This is a genomic window from Kitasatospora sp. P5_F3 (assembly GCF_054049135.1).
On sequence record NZ_JBFUMY010000015.1, the window covers coordinates 39,616 to 65,408 of the forward strand.

18 protein-coding genes and 2 tRNA genes are annotated in these 25,793 nt (G+C 72.3%); 13 read left to right on the plus strand and 7 right to left on the minus strand.

Annotated elements, in window-relative coordinates; translation table 11 throughout:
• The first annotated feature begins 10 nt into the window (after window positions 1–10).
• Window positions 11–601 (plus strand): hypothetical protein, encoded by a 591-nt coding sequence (locus tag ACXJMZ_RS12935; protein WP_457030159.1) that lies wholly within the window; start codon window positions 11–13, stop codon window positions 599–601.
• Window positions 602–654: 53 nt separating this feature from the next.
• Here the strand turns inward: ACXJMZ_RS12935 and ACXJMZ_RS12940 are convergent, their stop codons facing one another.
• Window positions 655–1,581 carry a spermidine synthase gene (locus ACXJMZ_RS12940; protein WP_457030160.1) on the minus strand — a complete coding sequence of 309 codons (927 nt, stop codon included), beginning with the start codon at window positions 1,579–1,581 and terminating at the stop codon, window positions 655–657.
• An 84-nt stretch (window positions 1,582–1,665) separates the two neighbouring features.
• A complete protein-coding gene (locus ACXJMZ_RS12945; protein WP_457030161.1) occupies window positions 1,666–2,175 on the minus strand; it encodes a hypothetical protein in 510 nt (169 codons plus the stop codon).
• Window positions 2,176–2,537: 362 nt separating this feature from the next.
• Here ACXJMZ_RS12945 and ACXJMZ_RS12950 point away from each other — a divergent pair, with 362 nt between their 5' ends.
• Complete coding sequence (locus ACXJMZ_RS12950; protein ID WP_457030162.1) at window positions 2,538–3,899, plus strand: tetratricopeptide repeat protein; 1,362 nt, start codon at window positions 2,538–2,540, stop codon at window positions 3,897–3,899.
• 117 nt (window positions 3,900–4,016) lie between these two features.
• Here the strand turns inward: ACXJMZ_RS12950 and ACXJMZ_RS12955 are convergent, their stop codons facing one another.
• Window positions 4,017–4,658, minus strand: a complete 642-nt coding sequence (locus ACXJMZ_RS12955) for a histidine phosphatase family protein (RefSeq protein WP_057237744.1) — start codon at window positions 4,656–4,658, stop codon at window positions 4,017–4,019.
• A gap of 161 nt (window positions 4,659–4,819) precedes the next feature.
• On the opposite strand from ACXJMZ_RS12955, the gene ACXJMZ_RS12960 reads away from it, so the two are divergent.
• The 6 genes from ACXJMZ_RS12960 (at window position 4,820) to ACXJMZ_RS12985 (ending at window position 10,341) form a co-directional block, all read left to right on the plus strand.
• Window positions 4,820–6,016, plus strand: coding sequence for a hypothetical protein (locus tag ACXJMZ_RS12960; RefSeq protein ID WP_457030163.1), 1,197 nt, complete (start codon window positions 4,820–4,822; stop codon window positions 6,014–6,016).
• Window positions 6,013–7,587 (plus strand): hypothetical protein, encoded by a 1,575-nt coding sequence (locus tag ACXJMZ_RS12965; RefSeq protein ID WP_457030164.1) that lies wholly within the window; start codon window positions 6,013–6,015, stop codon window positions 7,585–7,587. The genes ACXJMZ_RS12960 and ACXJMZ_RS12965 overlap by 4 nt, the downstream gene beginning before the upstream one ends.
• Window positions 7,584–8,984: a helicase gene (locus tag ACXJMZ_RS12970; protein ID WP_457030165.1), complete on the plus strand. Its 1,401-nt coding sequence runs from the start codon at window positions 7,584–7,586 to the stop codon at window positions 8,982–8,984. The genes ACXJMZ_RS12965 and ACXJMZ_RS12970 overlap by 4 nt, the downstream gene beginning before the upstream one ends.
• A gap of 251 nt (window positions 8,985–9,235) precedes the next feature.
• A complete protein-coding gene (locus ACXJMZ_RS12975) occupies window positions 9,236–9,556 on the plus strand; it encodes a hypothetical protein (RefSeq protein WP_057237847.1) in 321 nt (106 codons plus the stop codon).
• A gap of 118 nt (window positions 9,557–9,674) precedes the next feature.
• Window positions 9,675–10,214 (plus strand): bifunctional DNA primase/polymerase, encoded by a 540-nt coding sequence (locus tag ACXJMZ_RS12980; RefSeq protein ID WP_457030166.1) that lies wholly within the window; start codon window positions 9,675–9,677, stop codon window positions 10,212–10,214.
• Window positions 10,215–10,267: 53 nt separating this feature from the next.
• A tRNA-Lys gene (locus ACXJMZ_RS12985) sits at window positions 10,268–10,341 on the plus strand.
• 102 nt (window positions 10,342–10,443) lie between these two features.
• On the opposite strand, the gene pgi is transcribed toward ACXJMZ_RS12985, so the two are convergent.
• Together pgi and ACXJMZ_RS12995 are read right to left on the minus strand one after the other, a co-directional pair.
• On the minus strand, window positions 10,444–12,096 hold the full coding sequence (gene pgi / locus ACXJMZ_RS12990; protein ID WP_457030167.1) for a glucose-6-phosphate isomerase: 1,653 nt from the start codon (window positions 12,094–12,096) through the stop codon (window positions 10,444–10,446).
• Window positions 12,097–12,293: 197 nt separating this feature from the next.
• Window positions 12,294–13,874 (minus strand): Na+/H+ antiporter, encoded by a 1,581-nt coding sequence (locus tag ACXJMZ_RS12995; RefSeq protein WP_457030168.1) that lies wholly within the window; start codon window positions 13,872–13,874, stop codon window positions 12,294–12,296.
• A gap of 157 nt (window positions 13,875–14,031) precedes the next feature.
• On the opposite strand from ACXJMZ_RS12995, the gene ACXJMZ_RS13000 reads away from it, so the two are divergent.
• Window positions 14,032–14,949, plus strand: coding sequence for an NADP-dependent oxidoreductase (locus ACXJMZ_RS13000; protein ID WP_457030169.1), 918 nt, complete (start codon window positions 14,032–14,034; stop codon window positions 14,947–14,949).
• 46 nt (window positions 14,950–14,995) lie between these two features.
• A tRNA-Lys gene (locus tag ACXJMZ_RS13005) sits at window positions 14,996–15,069 on the plus strand.
• 57 nt (window positions 15,070–15,126) lie between these two features.
• On the opposite strand, the gene ACXJMZ_RS13010 is transcribed toward ACXJMZ_RS13005, so the two are convergent.
• Window positions 15,127–16,794, minus strand: coding sequence for a chitinase (locus ACXJMZ_RS13010; RefSeq protein ID WP_457030170.1), 1,668 nt, complete (start codon window positions 16,792–16,794; stop codon window positions 15,127–15,129).
• A gap of 202 nt (window positions 16,795–16,996) precedes the next feature.
• Here ACXJMZ_RS13010 and ACXJMZ_RS13015 point away from each other — a divergent pair, with 202 nt between their 5' ends.
• On the plus strand, window positions 16,997–20,218 hold the full coding sequence (locus ACXJMZ_RS13015) for a S41 family peptidase (protein WP_457030171.1): 3,222 nt from the start codon (window positions 16,997–16,999) through the stop codon (window positions 20,216–20,218).
• A 59-nt stretch (window positions 20,219–20,277) separates the two neighbouring features.
• Here ACXJMZ_RS13015 and ACXJMZ_RS13020 read toward each other — a convergent pair whose 3' ends face one another.
• Window positions 20,278–20,475 carry a hypothetical protein gene (locus ACXJMZ_RS13020; protein WP_457030172.1) on the minus strand — a complete coding sequence of 66 codons (198 nt, stop codon included), beginning with the start codon at window positions 20,473–20,475 and terminating at the stop codon, window positions 20,278–20,280.
• 285 nt (window positions 20,476–20,760) lie between these two features.
• On the opposite strand from ACXJMZ_RS13020, the gene adhE reads away from it, so the two are divergent.
• Together adhE and pflB are read left to right on the plus strand one after the other, a co-directional pair.
• On the plus strand, window positions 20,761–23,400 hold the full coding sequence (adhE, locus tag ACXJMZ_RS13025; RefSeq protein ID WP_457030173.1) for a bifunctional acetaldehyde-CoA/alcohol dehydrogenase: 2,640 nt from the start codon (window positions 20,761–20,763) through the stop codon (window positions 23,398–23,400).
• Between the two features lie 108 nt (window positions 23,401–23,508).
• Complete coding sequence (pflB, locus tag ACXJMZ_RS13030; RefSeq protein WP_457030174.1) at window positions 23,509–25,776, plus strand: formate C-acetyltransferase; 2,268 nt, start codon at window positions 23,509–23,511, stop codon at window positions 25,774–25,776.
• Window positions 25,777–25,793 lie beyond the last annotated feature (17 nt).

A 25,793-nucleotide genomic window follows, 5' to 3' on the forward strand; every position in this document is an offset into this window, starting at 1 on the left:
GCGACCCGGAGTGTCAGGAGCGTCCGGGCCCGGAGCGGGGCCGGGGACAACGGTCAACCAGGCCGACGCCCCGGAGCTGTTGGGCCGCCTGACCGGGGCGACCGTGCCCGTGCTGGAACAGCAGACCGCCACGGTGGGCCGCGCCCTGCAGGACCGGATCAGGAGCGACGGACTGCCGCTGCCCGGTCAGGCCACCACGGTGCCGGACGCCTTCGCCATCGCGGCCGTCCTGCTGCCCGCCGTACCGCCGCAGCCCCGGGGGGACGGCGAACCCCGGGCCTCCCGGTCCAGCGGGGGCGCCGAGACACCGGCGGCGGACACTCCGTTGGTGGCCACTGCCGCGCTGCGCCCGGCGGTGGTCGGGCAGCCGGCGGCGGTCACCGCCGCCGCTCCGGACCGGGCCGCGACGGTCGCCCGGAGCGCCGACCTCCAGTTGGTGGAAGGCAGTTGGGAGACCGTCCCACCGGAGCTGACCCTGGCCACCGCCGCCCCGGTGGAGACCGAGGGCAAGCTCACCGCCGTCCTGGTGCCGATCGCGGCCGGGCTGCTGCTCACCGGGGCGGCGATGTACAAGCACCGGGGCATCCCCAGCGGGCACTGATCGGCGGCCACCGGGCAGCCGACGTCGGGTCAGGTCGGATCGGGCCAGGCAGGTCAGCGGAAGACGCCCGGCGGGGGCGCCGGGGACGGTGCCGCCGTGGCGTCGGTGGCCGGGGCGGCCCCGGCGGTGAAGTCGGCCAGCGGGCGGCCGTGTTCGATCCGGCCGAGGTAGGAGTCGGAAGCCACCCGACGGCCCAACTCGTCCAGCGGCAGCGGCTGGTGAGCAGCGGTCAGGATCAGGTTGCCGAACCGCTTGCCCCGCAGCACCGCCGGATCGGCCGTCAGGCAGACCTCCGGGAACACCGCCAGCAGGGTGGCGACCTGGGAGCGGGCGAAGCTCAGCGCCCCGCCGTCGGCGATGTTGACGGCGTACCGGCCACCGGGGGCGAGCGCCCGGGCGGCCAGCGTGGCGAACTCGACCGTCGCGCAGTGGGCCGGGGTCCTGGCACCCGAGAAGATGTCGGCGATCACCAGGTCGACGGAGGCTTCTGGGGTCCGTTCGAGCACCGCCCGCGCATCGGCGCCGCGGACCTTGATCTGCCAGCTGCGCTCCAACGGCAGCTCGGCGCGCACGAGTTCGGTCAGCTCGGGGTCGATCTCGGCGACCTGCTGACGGGATCTCGGCCGGGTGGCGGCGGTGTAGCGGGCCAGCGTCAGGGCGCCACCGCCGAGGTGCAGCACGGTGATCGGCTTGCCGGGCGGGGCCGCGAGGTCGATCAGGTGGCCGAGGCGGCGCTGGTACTCGAAGCCCAGGTGGCTCGGGTCGTCGAGGTCGACCAGGGACTGCGGCGCTCCGTCGAGCAGCAGCGTCCAGGCGCAGGGGCGGTCACGGTCCGGGATCAGCTCGGCCAGGCCGGAGGCGACCGGACGGGCCAGCGGCCCCTGCGCGTGCGTACGACCGCCGGGCGACCCGGCGGGGGCGGTCGTCGTGGCGGGCTCGGCCTCGGTGCGAGCCCGACCGGCCCGGTTGCTGCGTCCCATGGGGACCATTATCGCCGGGCGGGGCGGGCCGACTGCCGCGGCCGGCGGGGCGGGCGAGAAACGGTGGCAGGACGACGGCGCAGGTCAGAACGGGCCGAGGCCGCTCGCCGTCAGGGTGCAGGCCGCCTCACAGAGGGCCGAGCGGAGCACCCAGGGGTCGGTCGCCCGGGCTGCGGCGGCGGGCCCGGCGGGCGGCATCACCCAGCGGGGGTCGGTCGCGGGGAGCTGCTTGGCCCCCGGCGTACAGCTGGTCCCGGGCAGGTGCCACTGCCCGGCGACCCCGGCGGGGACCAGGAACGCGATCGCCGACCCTCCGCTGCTCTGGTGCACCGTGCCGCAGGCCCGGCGGAGCCGGAGGATGTCCACCGTCTCCAGGCCGTGCCGGACCGAGACAGTGACGGTGTCGAACCCCGCCGGGGCGGGCCGCCCCACCCCGGGGCCGCCACCACCGACGGCGAAGCTGGAGGGCTCCTGGTCCGCCCCGCCCGCCCCCGAGCTGGGATGCAGCGCGGGGTGCAGGGCCGGGACGAGACCGGGAAGGCCCCGGCCTGCTCCGGCCGTGATGCGTCGGTAGTGCGGAAGTCCGGTGGCCATGGGGCCCTCCTGTCACCTCGTCAGGTCGGAAGCCGGGAGTCCCTCGATCGGAGGATCGGATCGGTGGGGGCGCGGCGATGGCTTCCACGTATCAGGACAACGCCGGGCGGGCCGAAAGGCCACGGGGCGACGTACAGCAAGGCGTGGCATTTCATGGCAGATCTCGGCAACAGCGCCCGATTTAATGCCAATTGACCGCAGATCGACCCGCAACTGGACGTGATCGGTCTGTGACGGCCGGTACTGTCTGCGCTGGATCGAGGCCCTCCCGGGCCACCGGCACCACCACCAGCACCACAGGCAGCACCGACGACGGACGCACCACGGACCGACCCCCGACGCACCAGCTCGGAGCGCATCAGATGGCAGCCACGAGGCCCCTCACCCCCAACGCCGCCATGCGAGCCCTGCGCGGCGACCTCTCCCCAGGCGAGTTCGCGGTCGCGATCCGCCGGGCCGCCCGGGAGATCGGCGAGCACGTCTCCTGCGACGCCCGCTACGTCGGGCGGGTGGAGGCCGGGGAGATCCGTTGTCCCAACTACGCCTACGAGCGGGTGTTCCGGCACATGTGGCCGGGCCGCTCCCTGTCCGAGCTCGGGTTCACCCCACGTACGACGGTCCGCCGCCGGGTGGCCGACCCACCGTCAGTCCCGACCCCCAGGCTCGGGCCGGGCGGGCCGAACCGGCTCGGCGACTCGTACCATCCCGACGAGGAGAACGACGACGTGCGTCGCCGTACATTCCTGAACGGCGGTTCGACCGCCCTGGTGACCGCGCTCGGCCTCGACCTGCCCGCGCAGGCCGCGACACCGGTCGTGCCGCCCCCACGCCGGGTCGGCGCGGCCGAGGTGCTCGGTGTCGAGCAGGCCGTCCGCGACATCCGGTTGCTGGACGACGTGCACGGCGCGGACGCCCTGTTCGAACTGGCCGGTCAGTCCCTGCGCGGCGCATACGTGATGCTCAACGACGGCGAGTACAGCGCCGCCACCGAACGTCGGCTGCAGTCCGGGGCCGGCGAACTGGCCATCTCGGTGGGCTGGTTGGCCCACGACTCGGACCGGCTGGCGGACGCCCGCTCGTTCTACTCCGAGGCCCTCGCCACCGCCCGGATGGCCGACGACGCGGCACTGGAGGCGCACGTCTTCTCCAACAGCGCCTTCCTGGCCCGGGACGCCGGACGGGCCCGGGAAGCACTCCGGGCGGCCCAGGCCGGACAGGCCGCAGCCCGGCACCTGGACTCCGACCGGCTGCTCTCGCTGCTGGTCATGCGGGAGGCCGGGGCCTGGGCACTGCTGCGCGACCGGGCCGCCTGCGAACGGGCGTTGGGGCGAGCGCACACGCTCTTCGACCGCGGCGAGTCGGAGGCCGACCCGGAGTGGATGAGCTTCTTCGGCGAAGCCGAGATCGCCGGCCTCGAAGCCCAGTGCTGGTCCGCGCTGGGCGAGTTCGACCGGGCCACCGAACGGGTCTGCCGGGCGATCTCCCTGCAGGAGCCGCACTTCGTCCGCAACCGGGTCCTCTACACCGCAGAGCTGGCCCACGACCGCCTCGGCCTCGGCGACCTGGCCGGCGCCGCAGTCCACGGCACGGCCGCCGCCACCCTGCTCGGCCAGGTCCGCTCGGCCCGCATCCGCAGCATGCTCGCCGCCACCGCAGACCGCCTCCGCCCACACCGCACCGTCCCCGAGGTGGCCACCTTCCTCACCACCTACGAGGCCGCTTGAACTTCGGCAAACGCATCGGAAGACAGGGGCCCGGGGAACGGCGGCGCCGACCTCTACAAAGGTGATCCGTACGTAAATGGTCAGGCACTTCCGTAGTGACCCGAACCGAACGCCAGCTCAGCCCTGCAGGTGACTGTGGTCGTTCCAGATCTCCACCGCGGGCGCCCCGTACTCCCAGGACAGCACCGACAGCGCCGCCGTCCCGAGCTTGAACCGCTGCGCGAACTCCGGCGGGAGCCCCAGCCAACGCGCCGTCAGAATCCGCAGCAGGTGCCCGTGCGCGAACAGCACCACGTCGTGGTCGGCACAGTGCATGGTGGTGGTCTCCGGATGCGGCTTCCCGTGTGCGGAGTTGAGATCCGCGAGGAAGCCGTCCACCCGCGCCGCCACGTCGGCGAGCTTCTCGCCGCCGGGCACGCCGTCCCGCCAGATCAGCCAGCCGGGGTGGTCGGTGGCCCGGATGTCGGGGCCGGTCCGCCCTTCGTACTGGCCGTAGTCCCACTCCAGCAGTTCGTCCCGGTCGGTCGCCCGGTCGCCGAAACCGGCCAGCTCGCAGGTCTCCTTGGCCCGGGACAGCGGGCTGGTGTAGACGGTGGCGTCCGGCAGTCCGTTCCACGGAGCCTTCGCCAGCCGGGCCCCGAGGGCGAGGGCCATCCCGCGGCCCTCCTCGGTGAGCGGGACATCGGTACGGCCGGTGTGCTGACCGCTGGCCGACCAGGCGGTCTCACCGTGCCGGACAAGCACGATACGGGCGGGCATGAGCGGACTCCTCGCAGACAGGGGGCTGCTTCGACCTCCCCATGATCCCTCACAGCCCGGGCACTTCGAGTCAACCGTCCAGCGTCCGGATGGCCCCGGAAGGTCCGGGGAGCGCATTCCGGGGTGGTTTGTCGGTGCCGGGTGCGAGACTTGGCCGCACCATGAACGTCTTGACCTACGGGCAGGCGGAGCCGGTCGCGCGGCGGCTCCGTGATCTGCGCGGCCCGGCGCCGCAGCGCAGCCTCGACGCCCGGGCGCTGGCCGCGCTCGCGGCCAATCCGGGGTGCCGCCGTCGCGCGGTGCTGGACGCGGCGGGGGTGGACAAGGGCGCGGTCGCCGAGCGGCTCGGGCATCCGGCACCGTTCGGGCAGTCCCCGTTCGCGATCACCCGGGGGAACGTCTTCGAGGCCAGGCTCAAGGCCGACGGCTACGCGGCGCTGCTGGAGCCGCTCCGTCGGCTGCTCGGCGCACCGCCGGAGGGCGTCGAGCTGGCGGTGCCGGATCTGCTGCCGCGCTCGGCCCCCGCGACCCGGGCCGAGCGGACCGCTCAGGCGCTGGCCGAGGCCGCCGCCGATCCCGGGCGCTGGACACTGCTCGACCACCCGATGTTCCGGCTCACCGTGGCGGGCAGCCCGGCCTACCTGGAGCCGGACGCAGTGGTGGTGCACGGCGGGCGCTGCACGGTGGTGGAGATCAAGTCCTTCCCGATCATCGACGGCTCGGCCGACCCGGCGAAGGTCGGGGCAGCCGCCCGGCAGGCGGCGGTGTACGTGCTGGCGCTGCAGGAGACGGCGGCCGGGCTGGCCGGTACGACGGCCGATCAGTCCCCGTACGCCACCGACGAGTTCCCCGGCAGCCCCGAGCTGAGTGTGCTGCTGGTCTGCCCGAGGGACTTCACCAACCGGCCGACGGCCACCGCCGTGGACGTCCGCCGCGAGCTGGCCACCACCCGCCGGCAGCTGGCCCGGCTGACCGGGATCGAGCAGCTGCTCGACGCCCTTCCGGCCGGCACCAGCTTCGACCTGGCACCGGATCAGGCCGGGGCGCCGACCCGCCCGGTGGCCGCACTCACCGAGTCCGTCGAATCCGTCCCGGCCGCCTACAGTCCGGACTGCCTCTCCACCTGCGAGCTGGGTTTCCACTGCCGGGCGCAGGCCCGCTGCGCGGACGCGGTGGAGCAGCTCGGCCGGGGTGTCCGGGGCGAGTTGGGCAGCCTCCGGACGGTCACCGCCGCGCTCGCGGCCGCCACGGCCCAGGGCCCGCAGGCCGACAGCGAGGCCGCCGCCCGGCTGGCGCACGCGGCAGCCCTACGCGCCGAAGCCCTCGCAGCCAACGGGGCCAACGGGGCCGGCCGGTGAGCCTGCTCGCCACCCTGGCCCGGCTGGAGGCCGTCCGCAGCGGGCACGCCGAGCCGCTGGCCACCGTCCGCCACCGGCATCTGTCCGACCGGCCGATGGTGCTGGTCCCGCTGGCCGCCGCCGGTGAGGCGGGGGCGCCGCTCGCGGTGCTGCTCGGCACCGAGCGGGCGGCGCCCCGGCTGCACCTGGTGCCGCAGCCGCTGAACCGCAGTCAGCGCTTCGAGTTCCTGGCCGGCTTCGCCGCCGAGCTGGTGCCCTACCTGGAGTCGTACGGCGCCGAGGTCGAGCAGATCGAGCGCACCGAGAAGGACCCGGAGACCGGCGAGAAGACCCAGGCCTTCCGCGAACTCTGCGCCGACGCCCCCCAGTTGATCGTGCCGAACAGCGGTTCCGTGCAGCACCTGGCACTGCTCGGCCGGTCCACCCGGTTCCGCCGCACCGCCGAGGATCCGGACCCGGGGCCCTACCCCGCGCCGACCAGGGTGCCGCTGCTGGGCCGCTGGCTGACGCATCTGACCGAGCGGGCCCAGGTGCCGGGGTCCAGCTTGCTGCTGCCGATGACCGGGCTGCTGTCCCGGCACTGGGCGACCGGCCAGAGCCACCTGGAGGATCAGCACCTCGGTGCCCAACTCGCCTGGCACCGGCCGCCGTTCGGTATCGGCGGGGCCGAGCTGGCCACCAGGGTGGAGACCGAGCGGGATGCCGCCGGCCAGTTGCTCCACCCACCGGCCGGCCCCGCCACCGACCCGGCCTTCGACGCCCGGGTGCTGGCCCCGGCCATCACCCGGCACGACACCGCACTGGCCGCACTGGCAACCACCCAGAGCGACCCGGCCCGCCTCCGGGTGAAACAGACCACCGAAGAGCTGCACGCCGTGCTGCTCCAGGTGCTGCTGCCCACCTGGCAGGACGTCTGGCGCGGCCTCGACCTGCTCCGCGCCCTCCCCCCGGCCGCCCACCTGGCCGAGCGCTGGGAGGGCGACCGCTGGTCCTACACCGGTCACCGCGACCGGCTGGCGGCCGGCGAGCCCCCGCAGCCCAAGCAGGACGACGCCGTCACCGCCGCCCGCAAACTGGCCCAGCGGGAGCGCGAGCAGGCCCGGCTGGACGTCCACGAGGCGCTGGACGACCCGCTGGCGATGGCCGAGCACCGGCTGTCCGGCGAGGCGTTCGCGGGGGTGGTCACCGAGGTGGTCCCGGAGTACGACACCTCGGGCCGCTCGCCCAAGCCCCGTCCGCTGCTGGTGATCCGCACCACCGACCGCCCGCACGCCGACCAGGGCCGCAAGGTGTACCGGGCCAACCACAGCTCGGCCCAGGAGGCGGTGATCGTCGGGTCCGACCCGGCCGAAGGCACCGTCACCGTCCGGGTGCTGAACGGGATGGGCCGGAAGAAGGAGCCGGAGCCGGGCAGCCTGCCCGAGCCCGGGGAGCGGATCGTGCTGACCCTGTTCGAGCTGACGCCCCGCCAGTCCGCCCCGCTCCCCGAGCCGGACGACACGCCGTGGACGCACGGCGGGCCGCCCGGCGGCAGCGATCGTTCGCCTACCGCCACCGAAGAGTGGGAATGACCACCGGCATGACCATCAGTCCGACCAGCAGTCCGACCAACGAGCGCCCCGACCAGAATCCCGGTGCCGCCGCCGACTCCGCCGTGGCCGCGATCCTGGCCGCCACCGTCCACCCCGCCCCGGGCGCCCCGCGCGGGGTGGTGGTCGACTCACCGCCCGGCGCGGGCAAGTCGACCCTGGTGGTGCGGGCCGCCCGGGAGCTGGTGGCGGGCGGCGAGAAGCTGATGATCGTGGCCCAGACGAACAGTCAGGTGGACGACCTGGTCGCCCGGTTGGCCGAGAAGGGCCCGGACCTCACGATCGGTCGGCTGCACGCCGCCGACAGCAAGCCCGCCGCCGAGCTGTCCCGGTACGCCAATGTCACCGCCGCGCCGAAGGTCGGCGACCTGCTGGAGCAGGACGTGGTGATCTCCACCGCCGCCAAGTGGCAGTGGGTGAAGACCGAGACGCGCTGGCGGCACGCGATCGTGGACGAGGCGTACCAGATGCGCTCGGACGCGCTGCTCGCGGTGGCCGGGCTGTTCGAGCGGGCCCTGTTCGTCGGCGACCCCGGCCAGCTGGACCCGTTCACGGTGGTCGGCACCGACCAGTGGGCGGGCCTGTCCTACGACCCGTCCAGCAGCGCGGTGGTCACCCTGCTCGCGCACAACCCGGAGATCCGGCCGCACCGCCTGCCGGTCTCCTGGCGGCTGCCGTACTCCGCCGCGCCGCTGATCTCGGCCGCCTTCTACCCGTACACCCCGTTCCGCTCCGGCACCGGCCCGGACGACCGGCGGCTGACCACCACCACCACCGCCCCGGACGGCTCCGCGCTGGACGCCGCGATCGACGAGGCGGCCGAGCACGGCTGGGCACTGCTGGAGCTGCCCGCCCGGCACACCGTGCGGACCGACCCGCAGGCGGTGGCCGCCACCGCCGCCACCGTGCACCGGCTGCTCACCCGGGGGCTGACCGCCCACTCGGAGCAGGGCAGCACCCCGCTCACCGCCGACCGGATCGCGGTCGGCACCGCCCACCGGGACCAGGCGGCCGCCGTCCGGGCCGAGCTGCTGCGGCTCGGCGTGCCGGTGGACGGCTCGGCAGGCCCGGCCGTCACCGTGGACACCGCGAACCGTCTGCAGGGCCGCGAGTACGACGTCACCGTCGTGCTGCACCCGCTCTCCGGCCGCCCGGACGCCACCGCCTTCCACCTGGAGACCGGGCGGCTCTGTGTGCTCGCGTCCCGGCACCGGCACGCCTGCATCGTGGTGGCCAGGGCCGGTATCCCGGAGCTGCTGGACGAGCATCCGGCGACCGAGCCGGTCCAGCTCGGGGTGACGATGAAGTTCCCGGACGGTTGGGAGGCCAACCACGCGGTGCTGGCCCAGTTGAACGAGCACCGGGTACAGGTCCACTGACGGGGGCGCGCGGCCGGGGAATAGCGCCTGCACGTGCACCGTTCCGTTACCGGCCGTTCCCGCGCGACAATGGACGGCAGCCCCCTCACCCGCCATCTCGGAGGTGTCTCCCCATGCCCGACCGCCATCCGCCGGTGTCCGCCCAGCCGGTCGACCGCGAAGCCGTACCGCCACTCCCGGCGCAGTCCGGTTCCTCCGCTGGCGAGCCGAGCAGCACTCCGCCCACCGCCGAGACCCCGCCGCCGCGCCGCCTGCGCCCGGCCCAGCTGCTGTTCGAGCCGACGGCTGCGGAGCCCGAGGAGGAACGGTTCTTCGATCTGGAGTCGATCGACGACCCGGCCGAACTGCTCCGCCGCTCCACCGAGTTGACCCTGGCCTTCCGGGTCGCCGCCGAGCGGGCCGCCGACTTCCAGGCGATCGCCGCCGCCCAGCTCGCGGACACCCGCCGGTTCGACGCGCTCTCGCCGGCCGAGATCGCCACCCGGATCGACTGGACGCCGGACTACGCGGCCAGGATGGTCGAGTACGGCCGCACCCTGATCCGGCAGCAGCACAGCGGCGAGCAGCACTAGGCCCTTCGACACGCCTCTGGCATATGCAGGCGGGAAGGGTACGCCCCTCCCCCGCCCGCTGTCCGCCGAACGTCACTTTCCCGGCGCGGCTCACCCCGGCCGGGCCAGTCTGCTGCCCGTGGACATCTGGACGTATCAATCCGTGGAGTACGTCACCGTGGCCGGGGAGTCCTGGCTGGCCTCCGCGAGTGAGTACCCGCGCAGTATGCGCGCCCTCTGGGAGTCACGCCCCTGGGCGCCGACCGTCCTGCCCTGCGGGCGGGCCTTCGACGTGATCAGCATGCCGGCCCTGTTCGGCCGCGCCGTGCTGGACGAACTCTGGGCCACCGGCCCGGGCTGCGGTCCGGTCGCCTCCTTCCGGGGGCGGACCCTGCTGTTCGTCCAGCCGGGCGCGGCGCCCCGGCTCCGTACCCTGCTGGCCTGGGAGGAGTGGGCCCGCGAGGTGCCGCCACTGCTCTGCCACGGGCAGGGCGACGCGGTGACCGTGCCGCCGATCCAGCGGATGGTGGACGCCCCGGCCTCGCCCGGCCAGGGCGCCGGTCGCTGGATCGTCGCGCCGGACTCCCGGGAGCCCTGGCTGCCGGGCGCCGCCACCGTGCTCTGGGCCTGCGTCCGGGCCTCCCGGGCCAAGGCGCCGGCCGAGCCCACCGAGGCCTGAAACCGATTTTGGTTCCGCCGGATCACGCTGCTAATGTTTTCCACGTCAGACAGGCGCCGCTAGCTCAGTTGGTTAGAGCAGCTGACTCTTAATCAGCGGGTCCGGGGTTCGAGTCCCTGGCGGCGCACAGACGGTCGGAAGGCCCCCACCTCACGGTGGGGGCCTTCCTTCGTTTCCAGGGGTGCTCAGCCGGAACAGCCCTCCGCCGAGGCGGAGGGCCACCCGTCCGTCAGCGCCCGCGCAGCGAGCGGTAGTTCTCCACCAGCGCGGCGGTCGAGCTGTCCAGCGCCTCGGTACCCTCGCCGGTCAGCAGCACCGGCTCGATCCGCTTGGCCAGCACCTTGCCGAGCTCGACGCCCCACTGGTCGAAGGAGTCGATGTTCCACACCGCGCCCTGGACGAACACCTTGTGCTCGTACAGCGCGACCAGCTGGCCGAGCACCGACGGGGTGAGCTCGGCGGCCAGCACGGTGCTGGTCGGGTGGTTGCCCTTGAAGGTCTTGTGCGGGACCAGCTCGGCGGGCACGCCCTCGGCGGCGACCTCCTCGGCGGTCTTGCCGAAGGCCAGCGCCTGGGTCTGGGCGAAGAAGTTGGCCATCAAGAGGTCGTGCTGGGCGGCCAGCGCCGGGCTCAGCTCGGCGACCGGCTTCGCAAAGCCGATGAAGTCGGCCGGGATCACCTTGGTGCCCTGGTGCAGCAGCTGGTAGTAGGCGTGCTGGCCGTTGGTGCCGGGGGTGCCCCAGACCACCGGGCCGGTCTGCCAGTCCACCGGGTTGCCCTCGCGGTCCACCGACTTGCCGTTGGACTCCATGTCGAGCTGCTGGAGGTAGGCGGTGAAGCGGGCCAGGTAGTGCGAGTACGGGAGCACCGCGTGCGCCTGGGCGTCGAAGAACGCGCCGTACCAGACGCCCAGCAGGCCGAGCAGCAGCGGGACGTTCTCCTCCGCGGGCGCGGTGCGGAAGTGCTCGTCGACCAGGTGGAAGCCGGCCAGCATCTCGCGGAAGTGGTCCGGTCCGATCGCGATCATCAGCGAGAGGCCGATCGCCGAGTCGAAGGAGTAACGGCCGCCGACCCAGTCCCAGAACTCGAACATGTTGGCCACGTCGATGCCGAAGTCGGCCACCCCGGCCTCGTTGGTGGAGAGCGCCACGAAGTGCTTGGCGACCGCCTCCTGGCCGGCCCCCAGCTCACCGAGCAGCCACTCGCGGGCCGAGGTGGCATTGGTGATGGTCTCGATCGTGGTGAAGGTCTTGGACGCCACGATGAACAGCGTCTCGGCGGCGTCCAGGTCGCGGACCGCCTCGTGCAGGTCCGCGCCGTCCACGTTGGAGACGAAACGCACCGTCAGGTCGCGCTGGGAGTAGGAGCGGAGTACCTCGTACGCCATCGCGGGGCCGAGGTCGGAGCCGCCGATGCCGATGTTGACGATGTTCCTGATCCGCTTGCCGGTCTGTCCGGTCCACTCGCCGGAGCGGACCTTGTCGGCGAAGGCGGCCATCCGGTCCAGCACCGCGTGCACGGCGGGCACCACGTTCTCGCCGTCCACCTCGACCACCGCGCCGCGCGGGGCGCGCAGGGCGGTGTGCAGGACGGCCCGGTCCTCGGTGATGTTGATCTTCTCGCCGCGGAACATCGCGTCGCGCAGCTCGGCGACGCCGGTGGCGGCCGCCAACTCCCGCAGCAGGCTCAGGGTCTGGCCGGTCACCAGCTGCTTGGAGTAGTCCACCAGCAGGTCGCCGACCCGCAGCGTGTACTCGGCCCCGCGGCCGGGGTCGGCCGCGAACAGCTCGCGCAGGTGGGTGTCACCGAACTCCTCCCGGTGCTTGGCCAGTGCCGTCCACTGCGGCAGCCGGTCCAGGGGGGTGCGGTTCAGCGCCGTCATCGGTTGCTCCTCGAAGTCATCCGGTTGTGAGTACCGGCAGGGCCCAGCGGGAGGGTGACGCGAGGTCCGGCGGTAGTACAGGTGTGGTGCGCCGACTCCGTTGACGGCCTGCCCGGGCCAGCCTAACCGCCCTGGCGGACCGTCACCCTCGCCGCCACCTGCGGTCACGGACACTTCGTCGGTTCCACCCCTGCCGGTCACTTGCGCCGGGAGCGCAGGTCGAGCTTGCGCATCACCTGGTCGGCGATCTCCGGGTCGCCGCCGAGCTCGCCCCGGGCGGCGAGCACCTCGCGGCGGGAGGCGGCGATCATCTCCTGCTCGAGGTCGGCGGCGGCCTGCCACTGGACGAACCGCTCCCTGGCCTCCTGCGCCTCCTCCTCGGCGTACCTCTCCGGGCAGAGCCTGGCCAGCCGGTCGTGCTGACGCTCCCGCAGCCGCTCGACCACCTCGGGCTGCAGGTCGCGCTCGTCCTCCAGCTCGCCGAGCCGGGTCAGCCCGGCTTTGGCAGCCCGCCACCACAGCTGCTTGACCGCCTCCTCGTGCGCGTCCGCCGCGCCGCCGAGGCCGAGCATCCTGACCACCAGAGGCAGCGTCAGACCCTGGACCAGCAGGGTGAACAGCACCACCGCGAAGGCGACCACCATGATCTCGTCCCGCCCGGGGAAGGCCGCGCCGCCGTCGATGGTGAGCGGGATGCCGAGCGCCAGCGCGACCGTCGCCACCCCGCGCATCCCGGACCACCAGAGCACCACGGTCTCCCGCCAGCTGATCGGGGTGTCCTCGTCCGCCCGGCTGACCCGCTTGGAGATCCAGGCGGCCGGCAGCAGCCAGAGCAACCGGACCAGCACCAGCGCGCCGACCACCCAGGCCGCGTCACCCACCATGCCGTGCCAGCTGTCCCTGACCTCCTCCATCAGCGGGGCCAGCTCCAGCCCGATCAGCCCGAACGCGACGCCGGTGATCAGGATCTCGACGATCTCCCAGAAGGCGTTGCCGACCAGCCGGTACGCCACGTCGTCGGCGTCGGCCGCCCGGTCCGCCAGGTAGAGCGCGCAGACCACCACGGCCAGCACGCCGGAGCCGTGGATCTCCTCGGCCAGCACGTAGGCGGCGAACGGCACCAGCAGGTTGAGTGCGACCTGCTGGGTCGGGTCCTCGAGCAGACCGGCCAGCTTGGCGTTCAGCCAGCCCAGCGCGATCCCGACCACCACCGCGACCACCGCCGAGAGCACGAACCGCAGCGCCGCCTGGCTCCCCGAGAAGTCCCCGGTCACCACCGCCTCGACGGCCACCGAGTAGATGACGATCGCGGTCACGTCGTTGAACAGGCCCTCGCTCTCCAGCACCGCGACCAGCCGCCGGGGCAGTCCCACGCTGCCCGCCACCGCGACGGCCGCGACCGGGTCGGGCGGCGAGACCAGCGCCCCGAGGGCGACGGCGGCCGCCAGCGGGAGGGTGGGCATCAGCCAGTGGAAGACCCCGGCCACCACCGTGGTGGTGACGATCACCAGGGCGACCGCGAGCAGCAGGATCGAGCGGATGTTGGCCCGGAAGTACCGGACCGAGGAGCGCCGGGCCACCGCGAAGATCAGCGGTGGCAGCACCAGCGGCAGGATCAGCTCGGGGTTGACGGTGATGTCCGGCACCTGCGGCAGCCAGGCGAACAGCAGCCCGATCGCGGTCATCAGCACCGGCTGCGGCACTCGGCTGAGCCGGGCCACCGGGATGGTCACCACCGAGGCGAGCAGCACCAGGAAGAGCAGTGACAGCTGAGCCACGGAGTGACGTCCTCTCGGTTCTGACGGACCCTCGGGTCAGGATAAATCTGACAATGCGCCAAGCCGTGCTCCGGCGCGCCGCCGGGTACTTGACTTCAAGCGCACTTGAACATCGAGAGTGGGCGGCAGAAGCCGACGAACCAAGAGGAGCGGTCCCATGCTGGCGTCGATGTTCAACGAGCCCGGTGGCCCCGAGGTGCTGTACGTGGCGGAGCTGCCGGTGCCCGTAGCGGGCCCGGGCGAGGTGCTGATCCGGGTGCTGGCGGCCGGTATCCAGCCGGCCGACACCGCCGTCCGGGCCGGCTGGAGCCCGCCGGGCGCGGAGATCACGTACCCGGCGATCCCGGGCAACGAGTTCGCCGGGGTGGTCGAGCAGCTCGGCGCGGGCAGCTTCGGCTGGGAGGTGGGCGACGAGGTGCTCGGCTTCCGGCTGCTGAACTGCCACGCCCAGCACGTCACGGTGGACAGCGCCCAGCTGGTGGCCAAGCCCGCCGCGATGAGCTGGGCCGAGGCCGGGTCGTTCTCCGCCTCCGCGCAGACCGCGCACGTCGCACTGACCGAGCTGAAGGTCGGCCGGGGCGACACGGTGCTGATCCACGGCGCGTCGGGCGGGGTCGGCACGGTAGCCGTCCAGCTGGCCCGGGCCTGGGGCGCCACCGTGATCGGCACCGCGAGCGAGCGCAACCACGCCTACCTGCGCGAGCTCGGCGCGATCCCGGTCACGTACGGCGAGGGCCTGGCCGACCGGGTCCGCAAGCTGGCACCCGACGGCGTGGACGCCGCACTGGACGCGGCCGGGCGGGGCGCCCTGGAAGCCTCGCTCGAGCTGGTCCCCGACCGGTCCCGGATCGGCACCATCGTCGACTACCCCGGCGCCCAGCGGCTCGGCCTGACCGCCCTGCGCGGCCCGCGCACCGCCACCCGGCTGGCCGAGCTGACCGAGCTCTGGGAGTCCGGCGCACTCCGGCTGGAGATCGCCGCGACCTTCCCGCTGTCCCGCGCCGCCGAGGCCCACCGCCTGGTGGAGGACGGTCACGTCCGGGGCAAGGCGGTGATCACCCCCTGGGGGAACTGATTTCTGCTTTCCGCTGCTGACCAGGTAATGTTCTCTTCGTCAGCACGCGCCGCTAGCTCAGTTGGTTAGAGCAGCTGACTCTTAATCAGCGGGTCCGGGGTTCGAGTCCCTGGCGGCGCACAGACGGTCGGAAGGCCCCCACCTCACGGTGGGGGCCTTCCTTCGTTCTCAGCTCGGTCAGCCGAAGTAGCTGTCGAAGTTCTTCGAGAACTCCCGGACCCCGTTGTACTGGTCCCAGTTGATCGACCAGGTCATCAGGCCGCGCAGGTTGGGCTGGGCCCCGCTGCGCGGGACGTAGGTGCCGCAGTTGGTGAGCTTGGTCAGGCAGTCCAGGGCCTTGTTGACCTCGGTCGGGCTGACGTAGCCGTTACCGGCGTTGGTGGTGGCCGGCATGCCGATGGCGAGCTGGGAGGCGGCCAGCGCGGGGAACATGTTGGCGGTGTTGCCCGCCACCGGGAAGCCCTTGAGCAGCATGTCGGTCATCGCGACGTGGAAGTCGGCGCCGCCCATCGAGTGGTACTGGTTGTCCAGGCCCATGATCGAGCCGGAGTTGTAGTCCTGGACGTGCAGCAGGGTGAGGTCGCCCCGCATCGCGTAGATCACCGGCAGATAGGCACCCGCCCTCGGGTCCTGGCCGCCCCAGGGGCCGGAGCCGTAGTACTGGTAGCCGAGCTGGACGAAGAAGGTCTCCGGGGCCATGGTCAGCACGAAGTTCTGGCCGTACTTGGCCTTGAGCGTCTTCAGCGCCGAGATCAGGTTGACCACCACCGGCGAGGTGGGGTTCTTGAAGTCGGTGTCCCCGGTGTTCAGCGACAGCGAGTGGCCCTCGAAGTCGATGTCCAGGCCGTTCAGGCCCCACCTGTCGATGATCGCGGAGACCGAGCTGACGAAGGTGTCCCGGGCCGCCGTGGTGGTGAGCTGGACCTGGCCGTTCTGGCCGCCGATCGAGATCAGCACCTTCTTGCCCTTGGCCTGCTTGGCCGCGATCGCCGCCTTGAAGTCGGCGTCCGACTCCACCCCGGCGCACTCGGTGGCCGGGCAGCGGTTGAACCGGATGTCGCCCGAGGTCACCGAAGTCGGCTCGCCGAACGAGAGGTTGATGACGTCCCAGGAGTCCGGGATGTCGGCGACCTTGGTGTAGCCGGCGCCGTTGGCGAAGCTGGCGTGCAGATAGCCGACCAGCGCGTGCGCGGGCAGGCCGTTCGGCGGCGCGGTCGGCGACTGCGAGGTGGAGGGAGACGGGGACGGCGAGGCCGAAGCGGAGGCCGACGGCGAGGCGGAGACCGAGGGGGACGGCGGCGGGTCGGTGACCACGGTGCCGCTCGGCGAGGGGCTCGGCGCGCCGGGGCCGTCCAGTGAGAGGTCGTCGGCGTAGTAGGTGCCCTGGCCGTACCAGCCGTGGGTGTACACGGTGGCGCTGGTCTGCGAGGCGGTGGTGGTGAAGCTGACGGAGAGCTTCTGGAAGGCACCGCCGGTGCTCGGGGTCCAGGTGCTGGTGCCGCCGTCCACGCCCAGGTAGACGTACGCGCCCTTGACCCAGCCGGTCAGCTGGTACGTGGTGCTGGGCTTGACCGTGACGGTCTGGCTGCACTTGGCCGAGTCGCTCGCCGAAGCGGCCCCGGCCAGCGCGTAACTGCCGGTCCTGGCTTGGCTGGTGACGCTGCCGAGCCCGCCGGTGCAGCTCCACGGGGAGACGCTGCCGGTCTCGAAGCCGCCGTTGCCGAGGAACTCGCTGGCGCTCGCGGTCGGGGCCAGGGTGAAGCTGAGGGCGACGGCGCCAGCCGCGGCCGTGCTCCAGGCGGTCGCGGCGGCGACCACTCTTCTGGTGGTTCGGGGAGTTCGCATGTGGGGGATGCTCCTGCCTCGATCTGTGGGGGTCGTCCAACTCGCCTCGGGGGGAGGCTCGGTGTGGGGAGCACGGATTGGACTGGACCACTGAACCGGCTCCGCCGCACGGGTGTCAATGGTCTCGACCAATGGCCGGGCTGACGGTCCGTGAGGAGCAACCCCGGTTGCGACCCGCCCGGGGCGCCCGTTGCATGGAGGGGTGACCGAGCCCGGCTATCTCAGGTACCCGCACCTGCGCGGCAGCCTGCTCACCTTCACCGCCGAGGACGATGTCTGGGCCGCCCCGCTGGCCCCGGACGGCACGGTCGGCCGGGCCTGGCGGGTGAGCTGCGACCGGACCCGGGTCAGCGACCCCCGGCTCTCCCCGGACGGCGCCACCATCGCCTGGACCAGCTGGCTCACCGTCATCCCCGAGGTGTGGACCGCCCCTTCGGACGGCGGCCAGGCCACCCGGCTGACCCACTGGGGCAGCCAGGACACCCGGGTGCGCGGCTGGCTGCCGGACGGCGAACTGCTCGCCCTGACCTCGTACGGGGAGCCGTTCGCCCACTACACCTGGGCCTGGGCGCTGCCCCCGGACGGCTCGCCCGGCCGCCGGATGCCCTGGGGCCCGATCAGCGACGCCCAGCAGGACGCCCTGCACACCGTGCTGCTCACCGCCGCCGCCCCGCACGAACCCGCCGCCTGGAAGCGCTACCGGGGCGGCGCCACCGGCCGGCTCTGGCTCGGCACCACCCAGCTGCTCCCGGACCACCCCGGCCACCTGGCCTCCCCGATGCTCATCGGCCCGCCCCATGACCCGAGGGTCGCCTTCCTCTCCGACCACGAGGGCGTCGGCAACCTCTACTCCTGCCGCCCCGACGGCACCGGCCTGCGCCGGCACACCGACCACGCCGCGTACTACGCCCGCGAGGCGGCCGGCGACGGCACCCGGATCGTCTACCAGCACGCGGGCGACCTCTGGCTGCTGGACAGCCTGGACCACCCGCACCCGCGCCGACTGGACGTCCCGCTCGGCGGCTCGCGCTCGGGCCGCCGCCCGTACCAGGTGCCGACGGCCAGTCAGGTCAAGGATCTGGCCTGCGACTCCACCGGCCGGGCCAGCGCGATCACGGTGCGCGGCAGCCTGTACTGGCTCACCCACCGGGACGGCCCGGCCCGGGTGCTGGCCGACACCCCGGGGGTGCGGACCAGGCTGCCGGTCCTGCTCGGCCACAGCGGGCAGCTCGCCTGGGTCACCGACGCCGAGGGCGCCGACGCGATCGAGCTGGCCCACGTCCCCAGCCGGGGCGGACCGGAGACCCCGCCGCGCCGGATCGCCGCAGGACAGCTCGGCCGGGTGCTCGAACTGACCGCCGCGCCGGACGGCCAGACCCTCGCCGTGGTCACCTCGGACGGCCGGCTGCTGCTGGTGGCCACCGCCGACGGCACCGTCACCGAGGCGGCCAGCTCCCGGTACGGCCCGGTCGGCAGCGCGGCCTTCTCGCCGGACTCGCAGTGGCTGGCCTGGTCCCAGCCGGTGGCCGGCCGCTCGCTGCGCTCGATCCAGCTGGCCCGGGTGGCCGATCCTGCGCAGACCATCGACGTCACCGGCGGCCGGTTCGAGGACGAGCACCCGGTCTTCACCCGGGACGGCCGCTTCCTGGTCTTCCTCTCCTGGCGCGGCTTCGACCCGGTGCACGACGTGCACACCGGCGACATGTCCTTCCCGCTCGGCTGCCGCCCGTACCTGGTGCCCCTGGCGGCCGACACCCCGTCACCCTTCGCCGCCCCGGCCGAGGGCCGGCCCCCGGTCGGCCTGGACCCGGAGCAGACCGGCGGCGACGGCACCGTGACGGTCGACCCGCAGGGCCTGTCGACCCGGCTGGTGCCGTTCCCGGTGATCGCCTCCAAGTACTCGGCCACCTCGGCCGCCCGGGGCGGCCTGCTCTGGCTGCGCTGGCCGATCGCGGGCGCGCTCGGCCAGACCTTCGCCAACCCCGCCGACACCTCGGGCCGCCCGGCGCTGGAGTACTTCGACCTGGCGCAGGGCACCCGCACCACCGTCGCCGAACAGCTGGACGGCTACTCGGTCTCCGGCGACGGCCGCTCGGTCCTGGTGTTCTCCTCCGGCACCCTACGCCTGCTCCAACTCCCCTCCGGAAGCCAGCCGTTGACCGTCGACCTGCGCCGGATCACGCACACCGTGCACCCGGCGCAGGAGTGGCGCCAGGCGTACCGGGAGGCGGCCAGGATCGTCCGGGACCAGTTCTGGGACGCCGGGATGTGCGGCCTGGACTGGCCCGAACTGGTCGAGCAGTACGCCCCGTTGGTGGACCGGGTGGCCAGCCCCGACGACTTCGCCGACCTGCTCCGGGAGCTGCTCGGCGAGCTGGGCACCTCGCATGCCTACGTCTCCGCGTCCCGGCGCAGCGAGGGCCCGGCCCCGGCCGGCCAGCCGCTCGGGCTGCTCGGCGCCAACATCCACCGTGCCCCGGACGGCCGTTGGCTGGTCGAGCGGATCCTGCCCGGCGAGTCCTCCGACCCGCGCGCCCGCGCCCCGCTGGCGGGCTACGGGCTGCGCGACGGCGACGAGTTCGTGGCCGTCTCCGGCCGGTCGGCCGACCCGCTGCGCGGCCCCGCCCCGCTGCTCGTGGGCACCGGCGGCACCACCGTCGAGCTCACCTTCCGCTCCGCCGACGGGGCCACCATGCGGCGGATCGCGGTCACCCCGCTGACCGACGAGCGGCCGATCCGCTACCAGGACTGGGTGACCCGACGGCGAAGCCTGGTACGGGAGTTGAGCGACGGCCGGTGCGGCTATCTGCACATCCCGGATCTCGGCGGCTCCGGCTGGGCCCAGTTCAACCGCGACCTGCGGCGTGAACTCGACCACCCCGCCCTGGTGTTGGACGTCCGGGGGAACGCCGGCGGCAACGTCTCCGAGCTGGTGCTGGAGAAGCTCAGCCGCCGGGTGCTGGCCTGGGACCACAGCCGCGGCCGCCATCCGGTCCGCTACCCGAAGGACGCACCGCGCGGCCCGGTGGTGGCGCTGGCCGACCATGCCACCAGCTCGGACGGCGACGTGATCATCACCGCCATCAAACTGCTCGGCCTCGGCCCGGTGGTGGGCAGCCGGACCTGGGGCGGGGTGGTCGGCATGACCGGCCGTCACACCCTGGGCGACGGCACCCAGATCTCGGTGCCGAAGAACGCCTCCTGGTTCACCGGCGGCATCGGCTGGTCGGTGGAGAACCACGGGGTGGCGCCGGACGTACAGGTGGTGCGCGGCCCGCACGAGTGGGCGGCCGCGCTGCACACCGAGCTGGAGGCCGCCGTCCGGCTGGCGCTGGAGCTGCTGGCCGAGCACCCGGCGGCCACTCCCCCGCCGCCGGACGCGCCCCGGCCCGACCTGCGCCGCCCGCCGCTGCCGCCGCGCTGAGAGCCGGGCATGCGAATGGGGCACCTCCGATGGCGGAGGTGCCCCATTGCTTCGGTGCGTCAGTCCCAGGGATCGCCCTCGGCGGTCATCTCCTCGGCCGCCCGGCGATCCTCCTCGGTGGGCTCCGCCTTGTGCATGGCGCTGCGTACGGCGGTGTCGGGGAAGGCGTCGGCCGCCTCGTCGTGGGCGAGCCGCTGCCGCTCGGCCGGGTCCGCGTTCTCGTGGGCCTTGTGCCGGAGTCTGTCCAGAATGCCCATGTCTCCTCCTCCGATCGGTCGGATGACGGGCTGCCACCAATCTTTCACCGGCCACGACGCTCCGCACCCCGGGGCGGGCCGCTCACCCGGACGGCGGAGTGGGCGCGACCGCGGCCGCACTTCTCCCGGCCCTTACGGCACCCGGCCGTTGGGCCTTTGGTCCCCCTCGACTTCGATCCTAGGGCCGTAGCCGACTCATCCGCCTCAGACGGAGGGTGGAGCTGTCAGCCGCTCCTGCAACGCCGCCGGAGCGCCACGCAGCACCGTTCCCCCGAGGTGAACGAGATGGCCCGCCAGCAAGCCGCAGCAGCCGGGACTCCGGCCCCCTCCGACGCCGCCACAGCGGTGGACATCCTGGTCGGCAACGGACAGAAGGCCCTGCAGGAGTACGCCGGGTTCACCCAGGAGAAGATCGACCACATCGTCAAGAAGGCCTCGCTGGCCGCGCTCGCGGCGCACACCCGGCTCGCCGTGCTGGCGGTCGAGGAGACCGGGCGGGGGGTGTTCGAGGACAAGGCCGTCAAGAACATCTTCGCCTGCGAGCACGTCACGCACTCGATGGCCGCCATGAAGACGGTCGGCGTGATCCGCCGGGACGACATCGACGGCATCGTGGAGATCGCCGAGCCGGTCGGTGTGGTCGCGGGTGTCACCCCGGTGACCAACCCGACCTCCACCACCATCTTCAAGGCACTGATCGCGCTGAAGACCCGCAACCCGATCGTCTTCGGCTTCCACCCCGCCGCACAGCGCTGTTCGGCCGAGGCGGCCCGGATCGTCCGGGACGCGGCGGTCGCGGCCGGCGCTCCGGCGCACTGCGTGCAGTGGATCGAGACGCCCTCGATGGAGGCCACCGGGGCGCTGATGAACCACCCGGGCGTGGCCACCATCCTGGCCACCGGCGGCAACGCGATGGTCAAGGCGGCGTACAGCTGCGGCAAGCCGGCGCTGGGGGTCGGCGCGGGGAACGTGCCCGCGTACATCGAGAAGAGCGCGAACCTCAAGCGCGCGGTCAACGACGTGGTGGTCTCCAAGTCCTTCGACAACGGGATGATCTGTGCCTCCGAGCAGGCGGTGATCCTGGATCAGGAGATCTACGGCCCGGCGCTCGGCGAGTTCCGCAAGCTCAAGGCGCACCTGGCCAGCAAGGCCGAGAAGGCGCTGCTCGAGCAGTACATCTTCGGCGTCGGCGAGGACCGGAACTGCGCGGGCGCCAAGCTGAACGCGGCCGTGGTCGGGCAGTCGCCGGTGGCGATCGCCGAGGGGGCCGGCTTCGAGGTCCCGGCGGACACCTCGATCATCCTGGCCGAGGTCGACTTCGTCGGTCCGGACGAGCCGCTGACCCGGGAGAAGCTCTGCCCGGTACTGGCGGTGCTGAAGGCGGACACCCGCAAGCAGGGCCTCAAGCTGGCCACCGAGATGGTGGAGTTCCACGGCCTGGGCCACTCGGCCGCCGTGCACACCGAGGACGAGGCCTTCGCCGAGGAGTTCGGCCACGCGGTCAAGGCCTGCCGGATCATCTGGAACGCACCCAGCTCGCAGGGCGGCATCGGCGATGTCTACAACGCCTTCATGCCCTCGCTGACGCTCGGCTGCGGCTCGTACGGGGCCAACTCGGTCTCCGGCAACGTCACCGCGCTCAACCTCGTCAACATCAAGCGGATCGGGCGGCGCAACACCAACATGCAGTGGTTCAAGATCCCGCCGAAGGTCTTCTTCGAGCGCAACTCCATCAAGTACCTGGCCGACATGCGCGGGGCCCGCAAGGTGGTCATCGTCACCGACCGGACCATGGTGGAGATCGGACACCTGGAGCGGGTCAGGTCGATCCTGAACCGGCGGACCGAGCCGGTCGAGATCCGGGTGCTGGACTTCGTCGAACCGAACCCGAGCATCGACACGGTGGAGAAGGGCGCCGAGCTGATGCGTGGCTTCCAGCCGGACACCATCATCGCGCTCGGCGGCGGTTCGCCGATGGACGCGGCCAAGGTGATGTGGCTGATGTACGAGCACCCGGAGACCGTCTTCGCGGACCTGAAGGAGAAGTTCTTCGACATCCGCAAGCGCGCCTTCACCTTCCCGGACCTGGGCGAGAAGGCCAAGTTGGTCTGCATCCCGACCACCTCGGGCACCGGCTCGGAGGTCACCCCGTTCGCGGTGATCACCGACTCGGAGACCGGCCAGAAGTACCCGCTGGCGGACTACGCGCTGACCCCGAGCGTGGCGATCTGCGACCCGGCACTGACCACCGACCTGCCGAAGGCCGTCACCGCCGACTCCGGCTTCGACGCGCTGACGCACTGCATCGAGACCTATGTCTCGGTCTACGCCAACGACTTCACCGATGGTCTTGCGCTGCAGGGCATCCGGCTGATCTTCGAGAACCTCGAGGAGGCCGTCGTCAACGGGCCTGCCAACCCGGTGGCCCGGGAGAAGATGCACAACGCCGGGACGATCGCCGGCATGGCCTTCGGCTCGGCCTTCCTGGGCGTGGTGCACGCGATGGCGCACACCCTGGGCGCCACCTTCCACGTCGCGCACGGCCGGACCAACGCGATCCTGCTGCCGCACGTGATCCGCTACAACGGCGCCGCCCCGTCCAAGGTGACCAGCTGGCCCAAGTACCAGAGCTACGTGGCTCCGGAGCGCTTCCAGCAGATCGCCAGGATGCTCGGCCTGGCCGCCGAGACCCCCGAGCAGGGCGTCGAGTCGCTGGCCGTGGCGGTCGAGCAGCTGCGCGACAGGGTGGGCATCCCGCAGTCCTTCAAGAACGCGGGCGTGGACGAGACGGCCTTCCTGACGGCGCTGCCGCAGCAGGCGATGTACGCCTACGAGGACCAGTGCGCGCCCGCCAACCCCCGGATGCCGATGCTGGCCGACATGCAGCAGCTGATGCGGCAGGCGTACTACGGGGACCACATCTGAGCCGGGACGAAGGTCCCTTCGAAACAGGACTTTCCGAGCCCGTGTGGCTTTGTGAATGGATTCACAATATAGCTATCGGGCATCGATCCGAAGCGGGAGCAGCAGACCATGAGCACCCAGTACATCGAGAAGCCGCAGAGCGGAGCCTGGGACGGCTTCAAGGGCGGGCTGTGGCGGGACAGCATCGACGTCCGCGACTTCATCCAGCAGAACTACACGCCCTACCTGGGTGACAGCTCCTTCCTGGCCGGCCCGACCGAGCGCACCACGGCGGTCTGGAAGAGGATCACCGACCGGTTCCCCGAGGAGCGCGCCAAGGGCGTCTTCGACGTCGCGTACGACATCCCCTCGACCATCACCGCGCACGCGCCGGGCTGGATCGACCGGGACCGGGAGCTGATCGTCGGCCTGCAGACCGACGCCCCGCTGAAGCGGGCGATCATGCCCTACGGCGGCTGGCGGATGGTGGCCGGTGCCCTGGAGACGTACGGCTACCCGGTCTCCGCCGAGCTGGAGAAGGTCTTCACCGAGTACCGCAAGACCCACAACGCGGGCGTCTTCGACGCCTACACCCCGGAGATCCGGGCCGCCCGCAAGGCCGGCATCGTCACCGGCCTCCCGGACGCCTACGGCCGGGGCCGGATCATCGGCGACTACCGCCGGGTCGCGCTGTACGGCGTGGACCGGCTGATCGAGGTCAAGCTGGCCGAGAAGGCCGAGCTGGACAGGATGCCGAATGACCCGGGCAGGCTCGAGGAGGTGATCCGCGCGCGCGAGGAACTCGCCGAGCAGATCCGCTCGTTGGGCGAGCTCAAGCAGATGGCGGCCTCCTACGGCTACGACATCTCGGGACCGGCGACCACCGGCCGGGAGGCGATCCAGTGGCTGTACTTCGCCTACCTGGCGGCGGTGAAGGAACAGAACGGCGCAGCGATGTCGCTGGGGCGGACCTCCACCTTCGTCGACGTCTACCTCCAACGGGACATCTCCGGCGGGCTGTTGACCGAGGAGCAGGCCCAGGAGCTGGTGGACGACTTCATCGTCAAGCTGCGGATCGTCCGCTTCCTGCGCACCCCCGAGTACGACGAGCTGTTCTCCGGCGACCCGACCTGGGTGACCGAGTCGATCGGCGGCATCGGCGAGGACGGCCGCCCGCTGGTGACGCGCTCGTCGTTCCGCTACCTGCAGACCCTGTACAACCTCGGCCCGGCCCCCGAGCCGAACATGACGGTCTTCTGGTCGCCGCAACTACCGCAGGGCTTCAAGGAGTTCTGCGCCCAGGTGTCGATCGACACCTCCAGCGTGCAGTACGAGTCGGACGAGCTGATGCGCCCCCGGTTCGGTGACGACACCGCGATCGCCTGCTGCGTCTCGGCGATGGCGGTCGGCAAGCAGATGCAGTTCTTCGGCGCCCGGGTGAACCTCGCCAAGACCCTGCTCTACGCGGTCAACGGCGGCCGGGACGAGAAGTCCGGCGCCCAGGTCGGCCCGGAGTCGGGACCGATCACCAGCGAGGTGCTGGACTACGACGAGGTGCTGGCCCGCTTCGACCAGCAGATGGAGTGGCTGGCCGAGACCTACGTGCACGCGCTGAACGTCATCCACTTCATGCACGACAAGTACGCCTACGAGCGGATCGAGATGGCGCTGCACGACCGCGACATCCGGCGCACGATGGCCTGCGGCATCGCCGGTCTCTCGGTCGCCGCCGACTCGCTCTCCGCGATCAAGTACGCCAAGGTCAGCCCGGTCCGGGACGAGACCGGCCTGGTGACCGACTACCTGATCGAGGGCGAGTACCCGGCGTACGGCAACAACGACGACCGGGTCGACGGGATCGCGGTCTGGCTGGTCGAGGAGTTCATGCGGAAGATCCGCAAGCACCCGACCTACCGGGGCGCCGAGCACACCCAGTCGGTGCTGACCATCACCTCGAACGTGGTCTACGGCAAGAAGACGGGCAACACCCCCGACGGCCGCCGGGCCGGCGAGCCGTTCTCCCCGGGCGCCAACCCGATGAACGGCCGGGACAGCCACGGCTACGTGGCCAGCGCCCTGTCGGTCGCCAAGCTGCCGTACCAGGACGCCGAGGACGGCATCTCGCTCACCAACACCGTCACCCCGGACGCGCTCGGCCGGACGCCGGAGGAGCGGATCCGCAATCTGGCCGGGGTGCTGGACGGCTACATGGCCTCCGACGGCTTCCACATGAACGTCAACGTGCTGAACCGCGACACCCTGCTGGATGCCATGAAACACCCGGAGAACTACCCCCAGTTGACCATCCGGGTCAGCGGCTACGCGGTCAACTTCGTCCGGCTGACCCGCGAGCAGCAGCTCGACGTGCTCAACCGAACCTTCCACGGCTCGCTGTAGCCAGACTCAGGAGGTCC